Origin of the sequence: Pseudomonas sp. Leaf59 (genome assembly GCF_920984685.1) — a bacterium.
Taxonomy (GTDB): Bacteria; Pseudomonadota; Gammaproteobacteria; order Pseudomonadales; family Pseudomonadaceae; genus Aquipseudomonas.
In genome coordinates this window covers 17,196-34,598 of sequence record NZ_CAKLBR010000022.1, presented here as the reverse complement: position 1 = coordinate 34,598, position 17,403 = coordinate 17,196, and the positions used below count along the sequence as shown (strand labels likewise).

Here is a 17,403-nt window from a genome sequence, read left to right as displayed (position 1 = left end):
CCATGGCCCTCCCATTTTTTGTTGCCTGCCAACCATGCACTGTCCCTTCTGCGGTGCCAACGACACCAAAGTCATTGATTCGCGTCTGGTCGCCGAGGGCGATCAAGTGCGTCGCCGGCGCGAATGCCTGGCGTCTGGCTGCGGTGAACGTTTCACCACCTTTGAAACCGCCGAACTGGTATTGCCCCGTCTGATCAAGTCCGACGGCAGCCGCCAGCCTTTCGACGAAGACAAACTGCGCGCCGGTATGCAGCGCGCCCTGGAAAAACGCCCGGTGAGTGTCGAGCGCCTGGAAGCGGCGCTGGTGCACATCAAGCACAAGCTGCGTGCGACCGGCGAGCGCGAGGTCAAGAGCCTGGTGGTGGGCGAACTGGTGATGGGCGAGCTGCAAAAGCTCGACGAAGTCGCCTATATCCGTTTCGCCTCCGTGTATCGACGCTTCCAGGACCTCAACGAGTTCCGCGAAGAGATCGACCGCCTGGCGCGTGAGCCGTCCAAACAATGAGCAATGAACAGGCTGTGCTCGACGCTCACTACATGGCCCGCGCCCTGGAACTTGCGCGCAAGGGCCTGTACACCACCCATCCCAACCCCCGCGTGGGTTGCGTGATCGTGCGTGACGGGCAGATTGTCGGCGAAGGCTGGCATGAGCGCACCGGCGAACCCCATGCCGAACCCAACGCCCTGCGCGCCGCAGGTAGCAAGGCGCGCGGCGCCACGGTGTACGTCACTCTCGAACCCTGCAGCCACCACGGCCGCACGCCGCCCTGCGCCGATGCGCTGGTGACGGCCGGCGTCGCGCGGGTTGTGGCCGGCATGCAGGACCCCAATCCGGAAGTGGCCGGGCGCGGCATGCAGCGCCTGGCGCAGGCCGGTATCGAGGTGCGCAGCGGTGTGCTGGAAGCCGAAGCGCGGGCGCTTAACCCCGGCTTTCTCAAGCGCATGGAACATGGCCTGCCGTTCGTGCGGGTGAAGCTGGCGATGAGCCTGGACGGGCGCACCGCGATGGCCAGCGGTGAAAGCCAATGGATCACCGGCCCCGCCGCCCGCGCCGCCGTGCAGCGCCTGCGCGCCCAGGCCAGTGTGGTACTGACCGGCGCCGACACGGTGCTGGCCGACGGTGCGCGCCTGACCGTGCGCGCCGCCGAACTCGGCCTCGATCCCGAAACCACCGCCCTGGCCATGTCGCGCCCGCCGCTGCGCGTGCTGATCGACGGCCGTCTGCGCGTGCCGCTCAATGCGCCGTTCTTCAAGGCCGGCCCGGCGCTGGTGATCACCTGCGTCACCGCGCAAAACCAATTCCCCCGTGGCCCCGAATGCCTGGTGGTGCCGGGCGTGGAGGGGCAGGTCGACCTGCGCTCGGCGCTGGTGGCCCTGGCAGCCCGTGGCGTCAACGAGGTGCTGGTGGAAGCCGGGCCAAGCCTGGCCGGTGCATTTGCCCGGCAGGGCCTGGTGGACGAATACGTGATTTTCGTCGCCGGCAAGTTTCTGGGCTCCGCCGCCCGGCCGTTGCTGGACTGGCCGCTTGAGCAACTGGCCGACGCCCCCCAACTCAAGATCACTGACATGCGCGCTGTGGGCGACGACTGGCGAGTCACTGCCATCCCTGTGCCAGCAGCGAGCGTATAATTCTGACCGGGCTCAGGCGCCCGTCCCCCGTTTTCAGGAGAACGACATGTTCACCGGCATCATCGAATCCATCGGCAGCATCCGCGCAATGACCCCCAAAGGCGGCGATATCCGCTTGCTGGTTGAAACCGGCAAGCTCGACCTGGGCGACGTCAAACTGGGCGACAGCATTGCGGTGAGCGGCGTATGCCTCACCGTCGTTGAACTGCCGGGCAATGGCTTTGCCGCCGATGTGAGCCGCGAAACCCTGGACTGCACCGCGATGAGCGACCTCAAGGCCGGCAGTCCGGTGAACCTGGAAAAAGCCCTCACGCCGACCACGCGTCTGGGTGGCCACCTGGTCAGCGGCCACGTCGACGGCGTCGGCGAAGTGGTCGCGCGCAGCGAAAACGCGCGGGCCGTGGAGTTTCGCATCCGCGCGCCCAAAGAGCTGGCCAAGTACATCGCCCACAAAGGTTCGATCACCGTGGACGGCACCAGCCTGACCGTTAACGCCGTGAATGGCGCCGAGTTCGAGCTGACCATCATTCCCCACACCCTCAGCGAAACCATCATGGCGTCCTACCAGCCGGGCCGCCGGGTGAACCTGGAAGTGGACTTGCTGGCCCGTTACCTGGAGCGCCTGTTGATGGGCGATAAGGCCGCAGAGCCCACCGGCAGTAACATCACCGAAAGTTTTTTGGCCGCCAACGGCTACCTCAAATCCTGACCAAGGGGGTGCCGCGTGGCGCTCAACAGCATCGAAGAACTGGTTGAAGACATCCGCCAAGGCAAGATGGTCATCCTGATGGATGACGAAGACCGCGAGAACGAAGGCGACATCATCATGGCCGCCGAGGCCTGCAAGGCTGAACACATCAACTTCATGGCCAAGCATGCCCGCGGGCTGATCTGCATGCCCATGAGCCGCGAGCGCTGCGAACTGCTCAAGCTGCCGTTGATGGCGCCGCGCAACGGCTCGGGGTTCGGCACCAAGTTCACCGTGTCCATCGAGGCCTCCACCGGCGTTACCACCGGGATCTCCGCTGCCGACCGCGCGCGCACCGTGCAAGCGGCCGCCGCACGCGATGCCAGGGCCGAAGACATCGTCAGCCCCGGCCATATCTTCCCGCTGATGGCCCAGCCGGGCGGCACCCTGGCACGCGCTGGCCACACCGAAGCGGCCTGCGACCTGGCGCGCATGGCCGGGTTCGAGCCCAGCGGTGTGATCTGCGAAGTGATGAACGACGACGGCACCATGGCCCGTCGCAGTGAACTCGAGACCTTTGCGGCAGAGCACAACCTCAAGATCGGCACCATCGCCGACCTGATCCACTACCGCATGATCCACGAACGTACCGTTCAGCGGATTGCCGAGCAGCCGCTGGACAGCGAACTGGGCCAGTTCAATCTGGTGACCTACCGTGACTCGGTGGAAGGCGACGTGCACATGGCCCTCACCCTGGGCAGCATCAGCGCCGACGAACCGACCCTGGTGCGGGTGCACAACATGGACCCGCTGCGCGACCTGCTGATGGTCAAGCAACCGGGTCGCTGGAGCCTGCGCGCCGCCATGGCTGCGGTGTCCGAGGCCGGTAGCGGTGTCGTGCTGCTGCTCGGCAACCCGGTGGATGGCGATGTTCTGCTCGCGCATATCCGCGAAACCGCCGAACACTCGAAGATCAAGACGCCGACCACCTACAGCATCGTCGGTGCCGGTTCGCAGATTCTGCGCGACCTGGGCGTGCGCAAAATGCGCCTGATGAGCGCACCGATGAAATTTAATGCGATATCCGGATTCGACCTGGAAGTTGTAGAATACGTGCCCTCCGAATAAAGCCTGGCGATTTTTGCCCCTTGTTCGCGGTTAACACATCACTGAGGGACGCATTTTTCGCGTCCCTGCTCTTTAAGAGATTTGTCGAATGACCCTGAAGACCATCGAAGGTACCTTCATCGCCCCCAAAGGCCGCTACGCCCTGGTGGTTGGCCGCTTCAACAGCTTCGTGGTTGAAAGCCTGGTAAGCGGTGCCGTGGACGCCCTGGTTCGCCACGGTGTGAGCGAAAGCGATATCACCCTGATCCGTGCCCCTGGCGCCTTCGAAATTCCACTGGTTGCGCAAAAAGTTGCTCAGCAAGGTGAATACGCGGCGATCATCGCCCTGGGCGCTGTGATTCGTGGCGGCACCCCGCACTTCGAATACGTTGCCGGTGAATGCACCAAGGGCCTGGCCCAGGTGTCCATGAAGTTCGGCGTGCCAGTCGCGTTCGGCGTGCTGACCGTGGATTCCATCGAGCAGGCCATCGAACGTTCCGGCACCAAAGCCGGCAACAAGGGCGCAGAAGCTGCCTTGTCCGCCCTGGAAATGGTCAGCCTGCTGTCGCAGTTGGAGGCCAAGTGATTTCCGACGACGGCGACAACTTCAACCCACGCGACCCGCGCCCTGCGGACGCCGGCAAGCCTTCGAAAAACGAAAAGCGTCGCGCTGCGCGTCAACTGGCCACCCAGGCGCTGTACCAGCGTCAGATGGCGGGCACCTCGTTGACCGAGATCGAAGCGCAGTTTCGCGTCGACAACGACTTCACCTTCGCTGACCTGCCGTACTTCCACGACATCCTGCACGGTGTGCACGCCAACCTGAGCGAGATCGACGCGGCCCTGGCTCCGTGCCTGGACCTGACCATCGAAGAACTCGACCCGGTTGAACTGTGCGTCATGCGCCTGTCCGCCTGGGAACTGCTCAAGCGCGTCGACGTGCCGTACCGCGTGGTGATCAACGAAGGGATCGAACTGGCGAAAGTCTACGGTTCCACCGACGGCCACAAGTTCGTCAACGGCGTGCTCGACAAGCTGGCCCCGCGCCTGCGTGAAGCCGAAGTCAAGGCGTACAAGCGCTGATCTGCGCTTGAGTCCGGCATGGGCGAGTTCGAGCTGATCCGCAATTACTTCGCCGCCGCGCCCTGTGCGCAGGGCGGCGAAGGCATTGCCCTGGGGATCGGCGACGACTGCGCCTTGCTGGCGCTGCCTGCCGGTGAGCAACTGGCGGTCTCCACCGATACCCTGGTGGCCGGCGTGCATTTTGCCGACCCCTGTGACCCGTTCCTGCTCGGCCAGCGCTCGTTGGCCGTGGCGGTGAGCGACCTGGCCGCCATGGGCGCCAGCCCCCTTGCATTCACCCTTGCCCTGACCACCCCGACCGTTGATGCCGATTGGTTGCAACGCTATGCCCAGGGTTTGAACGCCATGGCGCAACACTGCGGCGTTGGGTTGGTCGGCGGCGACACCACGCGCGGCCCGCTGAGCCTGACCCTGACTGTGTTTGGCCGTGTGCCGGCCGGTCAGGCATTAACCCGCAGCGGCGCGCAGCCGGATGATCTGCTCTGCGTGGGCGGCGAGCTGGGCAATGCCGCCGGCGCTTTGCCGTTGGTGCTGGGCCAGCGCACGGCGGATGCCGCCATTGCCGATCCGCTGCTGGCCCATTACTGGTCGCCGCAACCGCAGCTGGCCCTGGGTATGGCGCTACGCGGCAAGGCGACCTCGGCGATGGATATCTCCGACGGGCTGTTGGCCGACTGCGGGCATATCGCCAGGGCGTCGGCGGTCAGCCTGTTGATCGAGCGTCAGGCGCTGCCGTTGTCTGCAGCCTTGCTGGCGTTTGTCGGCGATGACGAGGCCCGTGTGGCCGCGTTGAGTGGTGGTGATGATTACGTGCTGGCGTTTACGTTACCGGCGGCCGAGCTGACGCCGTTGCTGGCCGCCGGCTGGCCGATCCATGTGATCGGTCGGGTCGCGGCGGGGCAGGGCGTGACGCTGCTGGATGCCGATGGGCACGACGTTACCCCGCGGGTTCGTGGCTATCAGCATTTTCATGAAGCGCCGTAGTCCGGCGACCTGCGCTACCCTTTAATCCATTAATACCTATGGAAGACCGTCACCATGGATGTGCGCCGCTGGCTGCTGATCCTCCTTTGCGTCGTGGCGCCCCTGGTGCACGCGCACGAATCGCCGGTGCCGGGAAAAATCACGCTGGCCAGTGAGGAGTGGGACAATTACACCAACCGCGACGGTAGCGGCCTGGGTTGGGACGTATTGCGCCAGGTGTTCGAGCCCGCCGGCATCGCCCTGCAAACCCGCAGTGTGCCGTACACCCGTTCGGTCGGCCTGACCCGGCGCGGAGAAGTGGACGGCTGGGTCGGTTCCTACCATGACGAAACCGAAGGCGTGTTGTACCCGGATTTGCCCTTCGACGCCGATCACGTCTACGCCCTGGGGCTTTCCACTACACCGGCGCCGACCCCGGCGACGGTGGGCAATTACCGTCTGGCCTGGGTGCGTGGCTATAAATACGAGGATTACCTGCCCAACGTACACCGCTTCAACCAGATTCAGCGGCGCGACGGGATCCTGCCGATGCTGGAGCACGGTCGCGCCGACTTCTATATCGATTCGCTCACCGAAGCCCGATACGTTCTCAGCCAGGCCGACGATCCCGGAAAATTCAGGCTCACCCCCATCATCGAACTGCCGCTCTACGTGGGCTTTGCCGACAACGAGCGCGGGCGAGCATTGATGGCGGTATATAACCAGCGCATGGCCGCGCTGGTTAAAAGCGGCGAGCTGAAGCCGATCTTTCAGCGCTGGAAGCTGCCGTATCCGTTCTGACGTGCATAGAACCGTGGCGAAGGCCAATCGAACCGATTGATCTTGATCAGCGCGCATTCAACTTAAGCGTCTGCCGGAACCTGCTGTACAATGCCCGCCTCTGTGAAATCTGAAATCAGGAGCACACGGTGCCCGTCGTTTTCGTCGCCGCTTCCAAGCTGCCTACCCCTTTTGCCACGTTCACCATGAACGGCTTTCTCGAAGAAGCCACCGGGCGCGAGCACGTTGTGCTGAGCCTGGGCGATATCGCTGATGGCGAGCCGGTGCTGGGCCGTGTGCACTCCGAGTGCCTCACCGGCGACGCCTTGTTCAGCCAGCGCTGCGACTGCGGTTCGCAACTGGAAGCGGCGTTGCAGGCCATCGCCCGCGAAGGCCGTGGCGTGTTGCTGTACCTGCGCCAGGAAGGCCGGGGCATCGGCCTGATGAACAAGATCCGCGCCTATGAGTTGCAGGACGGCGGCGCCGACACCGTTGAAGCCAACGAGCGCCTGGGTTTTGCCGCCGATCAGCGCGATTATGGGATCTGCCTGCCGATGCTGGAGCACCTGGGGGTGAAATCCCTGCGCCTGATGACCAACAACCCGCGCAAGGTCAAGGCCCTGACCGAGATGGGCATCACCGTTGCCGAGCGTGTGCCGCTGCACACCGGGCACAACCCGCACAACAAGCTTTACCTGGCGACCAAGGCCAGCAAGCTTGACCACATGATGGGCAACGAGCACCAGGGCGAGGTCGACCGCGCGTGACTCGCGGCCAGGTGAAACGGCGACTGTCCATCAACTGGTGGCAGTACCTGGCCCTGGCCTTGCTGCCGTTGTTCGTGATCAACCTGGTGTTCGGCCGCGCCCAATCCCTGCTGCCCATGCTGGCCATGCCGTTGTTCATTGCCGGCGTGGCCTCGATGTTTCTCAGCCTGCGCTATTTTCATGGCTATAAACAGGCGCTGATCGTCACCTCCAAAGCCCTCGACACCGCCGAAGAACCCGCCGCCTGGATTACCCTCGCGGCCCGTCGACGCACGGCCTTGCTGGTGGCGGCGCTGCCTGCCTGGATCGGCGCGCTGGCGGTGTTCGTCGGTCTGGAGGCGGTGCCGTTGTTCCTGCTGGCGCTGTCGACGACGGTGTTGTTTTATCTCTACCGCATTCCGCGTCAGTTGGGATGAAACGCTACTGGCTGGCGCTGCTGTTGGCATTCAGTGCCCAGGCATTGGCCGCCGAGCGCGTCGTCAGCCTGGCGCCGTCACTCTCTGAAATCATGCTGGAACTGGGCGCCGCCGATGTATTGGTGGGCGTGCTCGATGGCGGCGAGCGCCCGGCGGCGCTGGCGAACGTGCCCTCGGTCGGGCGTTACGGGCAGTTGGACATGGAGCGCCTGCTGAGCCTGCAACCCGACCTGATCCTGCTGTGGCCCGGCAGCGTCGGCCCGGGCCAGCGTGAGCAGCTGCAACGCCTGAAGATCCCCGTGTACGTCGCTGAACCCCACAGCCTTGAGCAACTGGCCAGCCAAGTGCAGACCATTGCCGAGCAGGTGGGCCGTGCCGACGCAGGTCGTCAGCTCGCCACCCGGCTGCGCCAGCGCCTGCTTGAATTGCGCCAGCGCTACCAGCGCGCCGAACCGCTGCGGGTGTTTTATCAGGTATGGAATCAGCCGCTGTATACCGTGGGCGGTGGGCAGATCATCAGTGATGCCCTGGCGGTGTGCGGGGCGCGCAACGTGTTCGACGACCTTACGCTGCCGGCACCGCAGGTCAGCGTCGAGTCGGTACTGCAGCGCAACCCTGAGGTGATCGTGGCGGGGGATCAGCTTCAACTGGAAGCCTGGAAGGTCTGGCCGCAGATCGCCGCGGTAGCGCAAGGGCGCTTGCTGCAGGTGCCCGATAAAGGCCTGGAGCGGCCCAGCGGCCAGATGGTCGACGCGGTGGCCAAACTCTGCGAGTTGATTGCGCCGCAACGTGAGTAGGCACGCACGGTAAACGTTTTCCTACCTGTTATTGAGACTTGTCGGTCGGGTGATTTCGGCGATGTGACGCTACGCTGCTGCGCGCGATGCGTACTGCATAGCGATCGTTCAATAACAGGAGGTGACCATGCGACGTTTGATCATTGGTAGTTGCGCCGCCATTTTGCTGACCGGGTGCAGCACGTTGGAAGGTATCTCTACGATCATGAATTTCAACGACCACGCTATTCCCACCAGAATCTACGCAGGTGGCGCCACGAAGCAGGACATGCTTGCGATCCAGCAGCCCCGGCGTGTTATCGCGGCGCGCAACGGTGTTTTGGAGTGCCTTGACTACCAGCTGGAAAACAAAGGCAAAAAACAGGACTTTTACGTCGGCATTACCGACGCGGGCCGTGTTGGCGCGTACGGGTTCATAGGCTGTGAACGGGCAATCAAGGAAGGTTATCTGGATGCCGGCAAGGCGTCTGTCCGCTAAAGGTTGCCGGGTCGCTACAACCGAGGTGTCCAGGTCAGGCCCAGCATCCAGGTGCGGCCTTCTTCGCGGTAGTTCTGGTTATTGGAAAAGTCCGCTGCGTTGTAGCTGTAGCGGGCGCGGGCGTATTGGCGGTCGAGCAGGTTGTCGACGTTGAGCGAAACGCTGACTTCGCGCGTGACCGCCCACCTGCTGCGCAACCCGAGCAGCGCGTAACCGCCCAGGCGGTCCTGATTGTCTTGAGCGTTGTAGCTGTTGCTGATTGCCTGCCAGCTTGCGCCCACGCCCAACGCGTCAAATTGCCGGTCCAGATCCAGGCTTAACGTGCGGCGCGCGCGACGGGCCAGGGTGTGGCCGGTATCGCGATCACGCGGGTCGATGAATGAAACGCCCACATTGCCCTGCCAACCGAACAGCTCCTGCTTGAGCGCCGCTTCAAAGCCATTGATGCGCGCCGAGGCGACGTTCTGCGGTTTGCTGGTGCTGTCCAGAATGATCGCGTCGCTCAAGTTCGTGCGGTACAGCGACGCTTCCAGGCGGGCGTGGTCAGACAGTTGGCTGCGCCATTGCAGCTCGTAGCTCTTTGAGGTTTCGGGCCGCAGGTTGGGGTTGCTGTACTGCGTATCCGGGTAATAGAGGTCGTTGAAGGTCGGCGCGCGAAAGCCTTCGCTGTAGCTCAAGAGCACGTCGTTGTCGGGGTTGATCGGTACGCTCAGGGTGCCGCTCCAGCTGTTCTGGCTGCCGAACTGCTGGTTCTGATCGCGGCGCAGGCCCAGCTCGGTGGAGAACCACTCGCCGTGAAAGCGATGCTGCACAAAGACTGCGCGGTTCCAGCGGCTGTTTTCGCTGAAGGTGGTGGAGCCGTGGAAGCGGTCCTCGTACCAGTCGCCGCCGAGGATCAGGCTGTTGCGGTCATTGAGCGTCAGGTCATTCTGCCAGTTGAGCGAGTCGCGGTAGGTGTTGAATACGCTGAAATCATCGCTGAGGGTGTCGCGCTTGGTGTCACGGTTTTCGCTGTGGCCCAGTTCCAGGCGCGATTGCCAGCCCTCGCTGAGCCTCGCATCCACGTAGCCGCTGGCGCTGCTCACGGTGTAGTCGGTGTAGGGCTTTTGTCCGACGCTTTGCCCGGTGGCAAGGTCGTAGCGGCCGAAGCTGTTGTCGTATTCCGACTTGCCATGGTTATCCAACAGGTTGAAACCCGCTTCCCAGTCATCGCTGAACGAATGGCTGAGGTTCAGGCTGACGGACTGGTTGCGGTAGGCGTCGCGGTCGCCGTCGCTGGCAAACGACTCATGGCTCGAGTTGATGCCAGCCGTTTCATCCAGGCTCGCGCCGAGGTTGAAGCGCGTGTGTTCGTCGCCACCAGACAGACCGACGCTGCGCTCCCAGCTCTGGTTGCTGCCAAAACCCAGCTTCAGGCGCGGTTGCAGGCCTTGCTCGGCATTACGCCGGGTAAATACCTGGATCACCCCGCCAATCGCATCACTGCCGTAGATCACCGAGCGTGAGCCGCGCAGCACTTCCACCCGCTCAATCTGGTCGACATTCAGGTATTGCAGGCCGCTGTCGCCGGACGTGGCATTGGCAATGCGCTGACCGTCCACCAGCACCAGGCTTTGTGCGGATGTCGTGCCACGGATGTAGACGCCCGGCAAACTGCCACGCCCTCCGGTGCGCGCGATTTGCACGCCTGGGACGCGGCTGAGCAGGTCGGTGAGGCTGGTGGGTTGCAGGCGGACGATGTCGTCGCGGGTGAACACCGTGTTGGCGGCGCTGCTGTCATTGCGGGCCTGGACCTGGCGGTTGGCGCTGATCACCACGTCGGGGAGATTGAGGGCATCGTCACGGCTGGCGGCGAGCAGCTCCGAGGCGGGCAGAAGCAGGAGGGCAAGATGAAGAGGCTTCATGGCTGTCCATAGCATTGAAAGTTAACCCAAAACCAATGTGGGAGGGGGGTTGCTCCCGATTGCGGTGGGTCATTCAACTCGAATGTCGCTGACCCACTGCTATCGGGAGCAAGCCCCCTCCCACCTATTGGTTCCTGTTTCTACAGGCCCAGCAACGCCATGCGCTGGCGCACCGAGGCTTCGATACCGGCCTCGTCCAGCCCGCATTCGGCGAGCATCTGTGCAGGTTTGGCATGTTCGACATACACGTCCGGCAAGCCCAGGTGCAGCACCGACTTGAGGATATTCTCCCGCGCCAGGCACTCACTGACCGCCGCACCGGCGCCGCCCATGATGGCGTTCTCTTCGAGCGTGACCAGCAGCTCATGGCTGCCGGCGATCTCGCGCACCAGCGCTTCATCCAGGGGTTTGACGAAACGCATGTCGACCACCGTTGCGTCGATCTTCTCGGCGACTTTGAGCGCCTCGGCCAATTGCACGCCGAACACCAGGAAGGCGACCTTGCTGCCCTGGCGACGCACGATGCCCTTGCCGATCTCGATGGGTTCGAGGTCTTTTTCGATCACTGCGTTCGGGCCGGTACCGCGCGGGTAGCGCACGGCGGCGGGGCCGTTGTACAGGTGGCCGGTGCTGAGCATCTTGCGCAGTTCGTTCTCGTCGCTTGGCGTCATCACCAGCATGCCGGGGATGCAGCGCAGGTACGACAGGTCGAAACTGCCGGCGTGGGTCGGGCCGTCTTCGCCCACCAGGCCCGCACGGTCGATGGCAAACAGTACGTCGAGGTTCTGCACCGCCACGTCGTGAACCAGCTGGTCATAACCGCGCTGCAGGAATGTGGAGTAGATCGCCACCACTGGCTTGGCACCTTCACAGGCCATGCCGGCGGCGAAGGTCACCGCGTGTTGCTCGGCAATCGCCACGTCGAAGTAACGCAGCGGGAAACGCTCGCTGAACGCCACCAGGTCGGAGCCTTCCTTCATCGCCGGGGTAACCCCCACCAACCGTGGGTCGGCGGCGGCCATGTCGCACAGCCATTCGCCGAACACTCCGGAATATTTGGGACCGCTGGCTTTTTTTGGCGCGGCGGCGGGGGCGTCCAGGGGGTCGAGTTTGGTGATCGCGTGGTAGCCGATCGGGTCGACCTCCGCCGGCGCGAAGCCTTTGCCCTTCTTGGTGACGATATGCAGGAACTGCGGGCCCTTGAGGTCGCGCATGTTGCGCAGCGTGGCAATCAGGGTGGGCAGGTCATGACCGTCGATGGGGCCGATGTAGTTCCAGCCCAACTCTTCGAACAGTGTGCCGGGCACCAGCATGCCCTTGGCGTATTCTTCGGTGCGCCGGGCAATTTCCCAGGCGCCGGGCAGACGCGAGAGCACCTTCTTGCTGCCTTCACGCATGCTGGCGTACGTGCGGCTGGAGAGGATTTTTGCCAGGTAATTGGACAGGCCGCCGACATTGCGCGAGATCGACATGTCGTTGTCGTTGAGGATCACCAGCATGTTGGCGTCCACTTCCGGCGCATGGTTGAGCGCTTCGAACGCCATGCCGGCGGTCAGCGCGCCGTCACCGATCACCGCAATCGCCTTGCGATCGCTGCCTTGCAGACGGGCGGCAATCGCCATGCCCAGCGCGGCGCTGATGGAGGTGCTGGAGTGGCCGACGCCAAAGGTGTCGTACTCACTCTCGGCGCGGCGCGGGAAGGCGGCGATGCCGTCCTTCTGGCGCAGGCTGTTCATGCGCTCGCGACGGCCGGTAAGGATTTTATGCGGGTACGCCTGATGGCCCACGTCCCACACCAGCCGGTCATCCGGGGTGTCGAAGACGTAGTGCAGCGCGATAGTCAGCTCGATGACGCCCAGGCCGGCACCGAAATGCCCACCGGTCTGGCCGACCGTGTAGAGCAATTCCAGGCGCAGTTCATCGGCCAGGGTTTCCAGCTCGGCTTCAGCCAGTCGACGCAGGCCGTCCGGCGTGGCAGCACGGTCGAGCAGCGGCGTGGACGGGCGTATGCGGGGAATCTCTTGAAACGTCGTGGGCATCAGGCGAATCGTTATAGGTATAGAAGAGGCGGCAGTTTACCTCAAGCATCGCAAACTGCCCACGCGGAGCGCCGAAGTTGAGCGATAGGCGGCGCAAATGGCCGCCGTTGATCAGTGGCGACGTTCGACGATATACCGCGCCAGCTCGCGCAGTGGCGCGGCCGCCGCGTCGAACGGTCGCAGGGCATCCAGGGCCTGATCGCGCAGTTCCAGGGCGTACGCCTTGGCCGCATCGAGCCCGAGCAGTGCAGGATAAGTCGGTTTGTCCCGTGCGATATCGGCGCCCTGGCGTTTGCCGAGGGTGGCGGTATCACTTTCCACGTCGAGAATGTCGTCCTGCACCTGAAAGGCCAGGCCGATGGCCCGCGAGTAGGTCTGCAGCGCCGCCAATTTTGCGGGCTCGGCGCGACCGCTGGCCAGGGCACCCAGGTGCACCGCAGCCTCGATCAGCGCGCCGGTCTTGTGGCGATGCATGTGTTCCAGGGCAGCCTGGTCCAGCTTGAGACTGACCGAACCCATGTCGATGGCCTGCCCGCCGACCATCCCGGCCGGGCCTGCTGCCAGGGCCAGGGCGTTGACCATGCGCAGGCGTGTTTCGGCATCGACGCGGCTCAGCGCCGGGTCCAGCAATGCGCTGAACGCCAGGCTCTGCAAGCCATCACCGGCGAGGATCGCATACGCTTCATCAAAGGCTTTGTGGGTGGTCGGCTGGCCGCGCCGCAGATCGTCATCGTCCATGGCCGGTAAATCGTCATGCACCAGGGAGTAGGCGTGAATCAGCTCCACCGCACAGGCCGCGCCGTTGGCCTGCTCGGCCGGCGCGCCCAATGCCTCGCACGCGGCATAGGCCAGCAACGGGCGCACACGCTTGCCGCCATTCATCACGCTGTAGCGCATGGCGTCATAAAGGCGGTTGAGTTCAGGGCCCGGCGCAACAAACAAGGGCGCAAGCGCCGCATTGACCCGGGCTTGGCTACTGGCCTGGTACGCATCGATCATTCGGGCTGTTCCGCATCGAAAGGTTCTTCGGCCAGCTCCCCGTCACGTTCCAGCAGCACCTGCACCTTCTGCTCCGCCTGCGCCAACGCGCTCTGGCAGTCACGGGTCAGGCCGATGCCTTGCTCAAACGCCGTCAACGAGTCTTCCAGCGACAACTCGCCGTTCTCCAGACGCTCGACCAGGGTTTGCAGGTCGGCGAGGGATTGTTCGAAATCGAGTGCAACTTTTTTGCGGGCCATGGCGGCTATTCCGGTAGACGGTAAACCGGCGCGACACTAGCAGACATGGGGGATGGGGGCAAATGAGCGGGGCTACGAAGCTTCTAATGGCGATGAGTGCAAGACTAAATACGGATGATGTGCTGAGGGTGGTTTGGGTGCCCGATCATCTGGGAAGGAGCGCCATTGTCTGAGACGTGGGTATTCGGATCGTTAACTATAACGAGGTTGTCTATCTTTGGTGGATGTAGCTGTATACATCGTCTTGCTTGATTTGCTTGATGTTCATTGCTTTAAGCATGCTATCGGCAAGTTGTACGTTTTCGGAATGACCTATGAGTTGTACTGCGCCATGTGTTTCCATGTCATAGAATCTAAAGTAAATTGAATCGTCATCGGTGAGCATCAGTTCGAAGTTTTTTATTGTGGATACACTTTTAAGGTGGCTAAATTTATGCCATATACTTTCAAGGTTCGAAGGTTGCTTTTGCATAATGACAATGGACGTGCGATAAGCCGTCAACGTTGTGGCATCTATATTCGCTGGGTTGGGGTTCAGCTGCATCACTTCGGAATAAATTAATGTGATCCTGTTTTTTTTAAAGATGTCTCCATGTGTTGAATGGCGGCTGAATTCTCTCAACGCTAAATATTCTTGAGTTTTACTGCTGAAGGGTGTCATCAGTGTGCTCCACTGAATGATCGTGGGCCACTCGCGTGTAAGCAGTGTACTTAATTCGCACCACAGTTTCCAAACGTCTGCAAAATTTTGATTAAGTAGAGTTATGGTTGTGAATTTGGCGTCGGTGTTCGCGTGTAGTTGATCCCATGGGTGAATGCCGAGTTCTTTGATGTGTACGGACTTCATTGTTTATCTCTTAAGGCAGCTGTGAGTATCAGTTTCCAAATGTGCCAATTGGATATTTTTACGAGAGCTCATGGCTGATTGGTTTTTCGGCGGAAACTATAAGGTTATGCCGCTGCACAATGGAGTATTGGTTTTATATTCGTTCAACGCTGTAGCCTTTTGCAACTATAATAAGCACAACTGCGTCTCCATTGCTGGCTTTGAAAAAATAGCTTGTTCCTGTTTCATCTGGGTCAACGCGTGCCGCGTCTTCCGAAAGCGTGGAAGTTTCCTCCTCATACATCTCGCCTATCTCACAGCCGACTGCACATAGCCCCTGAAAAGCAATTAAGTCATGGAAGGTTATTAGTAAAGACTGCTCTTGCCAATCAGTAAAAACCATTAGTAGCTCGTTTCGTGTACTTGTGATTTGTTCGATGGTGCCATCCGAGAAAGCAACGGTTTCTATTTTGCATAGGCTTTTTTCTGATGATTCGGGGCTCCATAACTTCAGGTCTAGCAAATATCTCTCTATATCGTCCATGTCATCATCGCCAATGGATTCATCAAAGCTCTTAGATATTATGGTGCGAACCTTTGCGAGGCGTTTTGTAACTTCAAAATTATCGATGAAGTCGGTGGTTGCTTTTCTGTATTCTTCCAGCTTTACAGGGTTGTCAGAGTAATGGCTCCCCATTTTGTGTAGAGATAGCAGTATGAACTCTATCTCTCTCAAAGCGCTCAGCGCTTCTTCGCCTGCAAGTACTATTTTCTTGTTTTGTTCTAACATTACTTTCGCCTCGTGAATGTGGGATTGTTTGTTTTCAGGTTTCCTTCCAGCCCATCGCTCACTGAGTCCAGCGCGCGCGAATACCAGGCGTCCATCTGCTGGCGATAAATCAGCAGGCTCTGATGAAAGTCATTGAGCTCATGCTCGATAAAAGCGATGTGGGCAGCGTGGGTCATCCGTGACGTCTCGGCAGGGGTCAAGGCGTCGGATTCTGCCCCGGCGAAATAGGGCTGGATGAACGGTTTGCAAAATCAGAATGGGCTTACGACAGCAGCGCAGAAGTCAGCGGCAACTCATGCTGGACGGCTACTTCAGATAGCGATCCTGCTTATTGACTGACACCGCCACCGCAGTGTCGGAGGGGAGCCAATGAACGATTGCCGTAGGGGTGCCTCTAACCACCGCAGCGCATGCCTGCGGGTGTACGCTGAGGCGTCAGGAAAACAGCGAATATTCGCTGCTGCTATCAAGAGACAGACGGGCACAAGATTTCCTTTGTTTACCTTGCCGGGCCGCAATGCCCCGCGCATCCTTTTCTTTCACGGACTGATCGCGACGTATGCAGATGCCTCATCTTCCTGCCCCGCCTCCTGCCAACGAGCATGAGCGCATCCGGTCCCTGGAGCACCTGGGCATTCTGGACAGCGTTCCTGAGCAAGGTTTCGACGACATCGTGCTGCTGGCGACCGGCCTGTGCGATGTGCCGATTGCGCTGGTGTCGCTGGTGGACAACGAGCGTCAGTGGTTCAAGGCCTGCATTGGCCTGGACGTGCGCGAGACCCATCGCGACCTGGCGTTCTGCGCCCATGCCATCCTCGCGCCCGATGAAGTGCTGGTGGTTGAAGACGCCCTCTGCGACCCGCGTTTCGAGCACAGCGCACTGGTGCTGGGCCCGCCGTATATCCGCTTTTATGCAGGTGCGCCGATTCGCGATGATCGAGGTTTTGCCTTGGGCACCGTGTGCGTCATCGACACGCGACCGCGCACGCTGACCATTGCGCAACACAGCGCGCTGCAGGCCCTGGCCCGTCAAACGGCCTCGTTGCTGCAGTTGCGCCTGCTCAGCGAACAACGCGAACAACGCGCGCGCAGCCTGGAGAGTGAACTCGCCCAGGCGCAAGCCCTGGGCCGCCAGGCCGAACAGTTTCTTCATCATGCCAAGCGCGTTTCGTCCCTGGGCATGGTAGCCGCCAGCATCGCCCACGACTTCAACAACTTGCTCCAGGCCCTGAGCGCCAGCCTGCAAATGATCCGCCTGCGCGCACGCAGGCCGGCGGATGTCGAACGCTTCAGCGATGCCGGCATGCAAGCCGTGGATCAAGGCCGATTGCTGGTCAACCACCTGCTGACCAGCGTGCGCCACGACAGCCCCAACCTGATGTGCATCGACGTGAACGAGCGTCTGGAGAGCATGCGCGACGTGCTGTTGCGCACCGCTTCGGACGGTGTCGAGTTCTCAATGGCATTGGCGCCGCCGGGCACCGGCGTATTGTGCGAAGAAGCGCAGTTGAGCGCAGCGGTGATCAACCTGCTGACCAACGCCCGGGATGCCCTGGGCGGCAAAGGCCGTATCCACATCACCTCGCGTCTGGTCAACCTGACCCAGGACGAAGCGCTCGCAGCAGGCAACTACCTGTTGCTCAGCGTCAGCGACGACGGCCCGGGCATCCCCGAAGCCCTTGCCGCGCAGATTTTTGAGCCCTTTTTCACCACCAAGTGCGCAGGCAAAGGCACCGGGCTGGGATTATCCCAAGTGATGGAATTCGCGCAGCGCGCGGGTGGCACGGTGAAAGTCCACACGGCATTGGGTGAGGGGACCACCATGAACCTGTACATGCGGGCTCTTGGGCGTATCGATCCACATTTGCTTGTCGATTGAGACGTGAAAAGCCTGCTTT

Annotated in this window: 20 protein-coding genes; 13 read left to right on the top strand and 7 right to left on the bottom strand. The window is 61.7% G+C overall.

Going from position 1 to position 17,403, the window contains the following annotated elements:
* Positions 1–34 precede the first annotated feature (34 nt).
* The 12 genes from nrdR (at position 35) to LUB09_RS20175 (ending at position 8,708) form a co-directional block, all read left to right on the top strand.
* Positions 35–505 (top strand): transcriptional regulator NrdR, encoded by a 471-nt coding sequence (gene nrdR / locus LUB09_RS20230; RefSeq protein WP_003232491.1) that lies wholly within the window; start codon positions 35–37, stop codon positions 503–505.
* A complete protein-coding gene (ribD, locus tag LUB09_RS20225) occupies positions 502–1,629 on the top strand; it encodes a bifunctional diaminohydroxyphosphoribosylaminopyrimidine deaminase/5-amino-6-(5-phosphoribosylamino)uracil reductase RibD (RefSeq protein WP_209985335.1) in 1,128 nt (375 codons plus the stop codon). The genes nrdR and ribD overlap by 4 nt, the downstream gene beginning before the upstream one ends.
* A gap of 46 nt (positions 1,630–1,675) precedes the next feature.
* A complete protein-coding gene (locus LUB09_RS20220; protein ID WP_209985332.1) occupies positions 1,676–2,338 on the top strand; it encodes a riboflavin synthase in 663 nt (220 codons plus the stop codon).
* A 15-nt stretch (positions 2,339–2,353) separates the two neighbouring features.
* The gene (gene ribBA, locus LUB09_RS20215; protein ID WP_209985329.1) at positions 2,354–3,445 is read left to right on the top strand and encodes a bifunctional 3,4-dihydroxy-2-butanone-4-phosphate synthase/GTP cyclohydrolase II; all 1,092 of its coding nucleotides are present in this window, start codon (positions 2,354–2,356) and stop codon (positions 3,443–3,445) included.
* 88 nt (positions 3,446–3,533) lie between these two features.
* A complete protein-coding gene (gene ribH / locus LUB09_RS20210; protein WP_231423539.1) occupies positions 3,534–4,010 on the top strand; it encodes a 6,7-dimethyl-8-ribityllumazine synthase in 477 nt (158 codons plus the stop codon).
* A complete protein-coding gene (gene nusB / locus LUB09_RS20205; RefSeq protein ID WP_003232499.1) occupies positions 4,007–4,507 on the top strand; it encodes a transcription antitermination factor NusB in 501 nt (166 codons plus the stop codon). The genes ribH and nusB overlap by 4 nt, the downstream gene beginning before the upstream one ends.
* Positions 4,508–4,525: 18 nt before the next feature.
* Positions 4,526–5,491 (top strand): thiamine-phosphate kinase, encoded by a 966-nt coding sequence (gene thiL / locus LUB09_RS20200; RefSeq protein ID WP_231423538.1) that lies wholly within the window; start codon positions 4,526–4,528, stop codon positions 5,489–5,491.
* A gap of 54 nt (positions 5,492–5,545) precedes the next feature.
* Positions 5,546–6,271 (top strand): substrate-binding periplasmic protein, encoded by a 726-nt coding sequence (locus LUB09_RS20195; RefSeq protein WP_209985323.1) that lies wholly within the window; start codon positions 5,546–5,548, stop codon positions 6,269–6,271.
* A gap of 128 nt (positions 6,272–6,399) precedes the next feature.
* The gene (gene ribA, locus LUB09_RS20190) at positions 6,400–7,017 is read left to right on the top strand and encodes a GTP cyclohydrolase II (RefSeq protein ID WP_003232505.1); all 618 of its coding nucleotides are present in this window, start codon (positions 6,400–6,402) and stop codon (positions 7,015–7,017) included.
* Positions 7,014–7,433 (top strand): MFS transporter, encoded by a 420-nt coding sequence (locus tag LUB09_RS20185; protein WP_209985320.1) that lies wholly within the window; start codon positions 7,014–7,016, stop codon positions 7,431–7,433. Before ribA ends, LUB09_RS20185 begins: the two co-directional genes overlap by 4 nt.
* On the top strand, positions 7,430–8,230 hold the full coding sequence (locus LUB09_RS20180; RefSeq protein ID WP_209985316.1) for a cobalamin-binding protein: 801 nt from the start codon (positions 7,430–7,432) through the stop codon (positions 8,228–8,230). Before LUB09_RS20185 ends, LUB09_RS20180 begins: the two co-directional genes overlap by 4 nt.
* Positions 8,231–8,357: 127 nt before the next feature.
* Positions 8,358–8,708, top strand: a complete 351-nt coding sequence (locus LUB09_RS20175; protein ID WP_231423537.1) for a hypothetical protein — start codon at positions 8,358–8,360, stop codon at positions 8,706–8,708.
* 14 nt (positions 8,709–8,722) lie between these two features.
* On the opposite strand, the gene LUB09_RS20170 is transcribed toward LUB09_RS20175, so the two are convergent.
* The 7 genes from LUB09_RS20170 to LUB09_RS20140 form a co-directional block, all read right to left on the bottom strand.
* Positions 8,723–10,612, bottom strand: coding sequence for a TonB-dependent receptor domain-containing protein (locus LUB09_RS20170; protein WP_231423536.1), 1,890 nt, complete (start codon positions 10,610–10,612; stop codon positions 8,723–8,725).
* 140 nt (positions 10,613–10,752) lie between these two features.
* On the bottom strand, positions 10,753–12,651 hold the full coding sequence (gene dxs, locus LUB09_RS20165) for a 1-deoxy-D-xylulose-5-phosphate synthase (RefSeq protein WP_231423535.1): 1,899 nt from the start codon (positions 12,649–12,651) through the stop codon (positions 10,753–10,755).
* Positions 12,652–12,762: 111 nt separating this feature from the next.
* The gene (locus LUB09_RS20160) at positions 12,763–13,650 is read right to left on the bottom strand and encodes a polyprenyl synthetase family protein (protein WP_231423534.1); all 888 of its coding nucleotides are present in this window, start codon (positions 13,648–13,650) and stop codon (positions 12,763–12,765) included.
* The gene (locus tag LUB09_RS20155) at positions 13,647–13,889 is read right to left on the bottom strand and encodes an exodeoxyribonuclease VII small subunit (RefSeq protein ID WP_003176346.1); all 243 of its coding nucleotides are present in this window, start codon (positions 13,887–13,889) and stop codon (positions 13,647–13,649) included. The genes LUB09_RS20160 and LUB09_RS20155 overlap by 4 nt, the downstream gene beginning before the upstream one ends.
* Before the next feature lie 211 nt (positions 13,890–14,100).
* Positions 14,101–14,736 (bottom strand): hypothetical protein, encoded by a 636-nt coding sequence (locus LUB09_RS20150; RefSeq protein ID WP_231423533.1) that lies wholly within the window; start codon positions 14,734–14,736, stop codon positions 14,101–14,103.
* A 133-nt stretch (positions 14,737–14,869) separates the two neighbouring features.
* A complete protein-coding gene (locus tag LUB09_RS20145) occupies positions 14,870–15,505 on the bottom strand; it encodes a hypothetical protein (protein WP_231423532.1) in 636 nt (211 codons plus the stop codon).
* Complete coding sequence (locus LUB09_RS20140) at positions 15,505–15,681, bottom strand: hypothetical protein (protein ID WP_231423531.1); 177 nt, start codon at positions 15,679–15,681, stop codon at positions 15,505–15,507. The genes LUB09_RS20145 and LUB09_RS20140 overlap by 1 nt, the downstream gene beginning before the upstream one ends.
* A gap of 389 nt (positions 15,682–16,070) precedes the next feature.
* On the opposite strand from LUB09_RS20140, the gene LUB09_RS20135 reads away from it, so the two are divergent.
* Positions 16,071–17,384 (top strand): sensor histidine kinase, encoded by a 1,314-nt coding sequence (locus LUB09_RS20135; protein WP_231423530.1) that lies wholly within the window; start codon positions 16,071–16,073, stop codon positions 17,382–17,384.
* Positions 17,385–17,403: the final 19 nt, after the last annotated feature.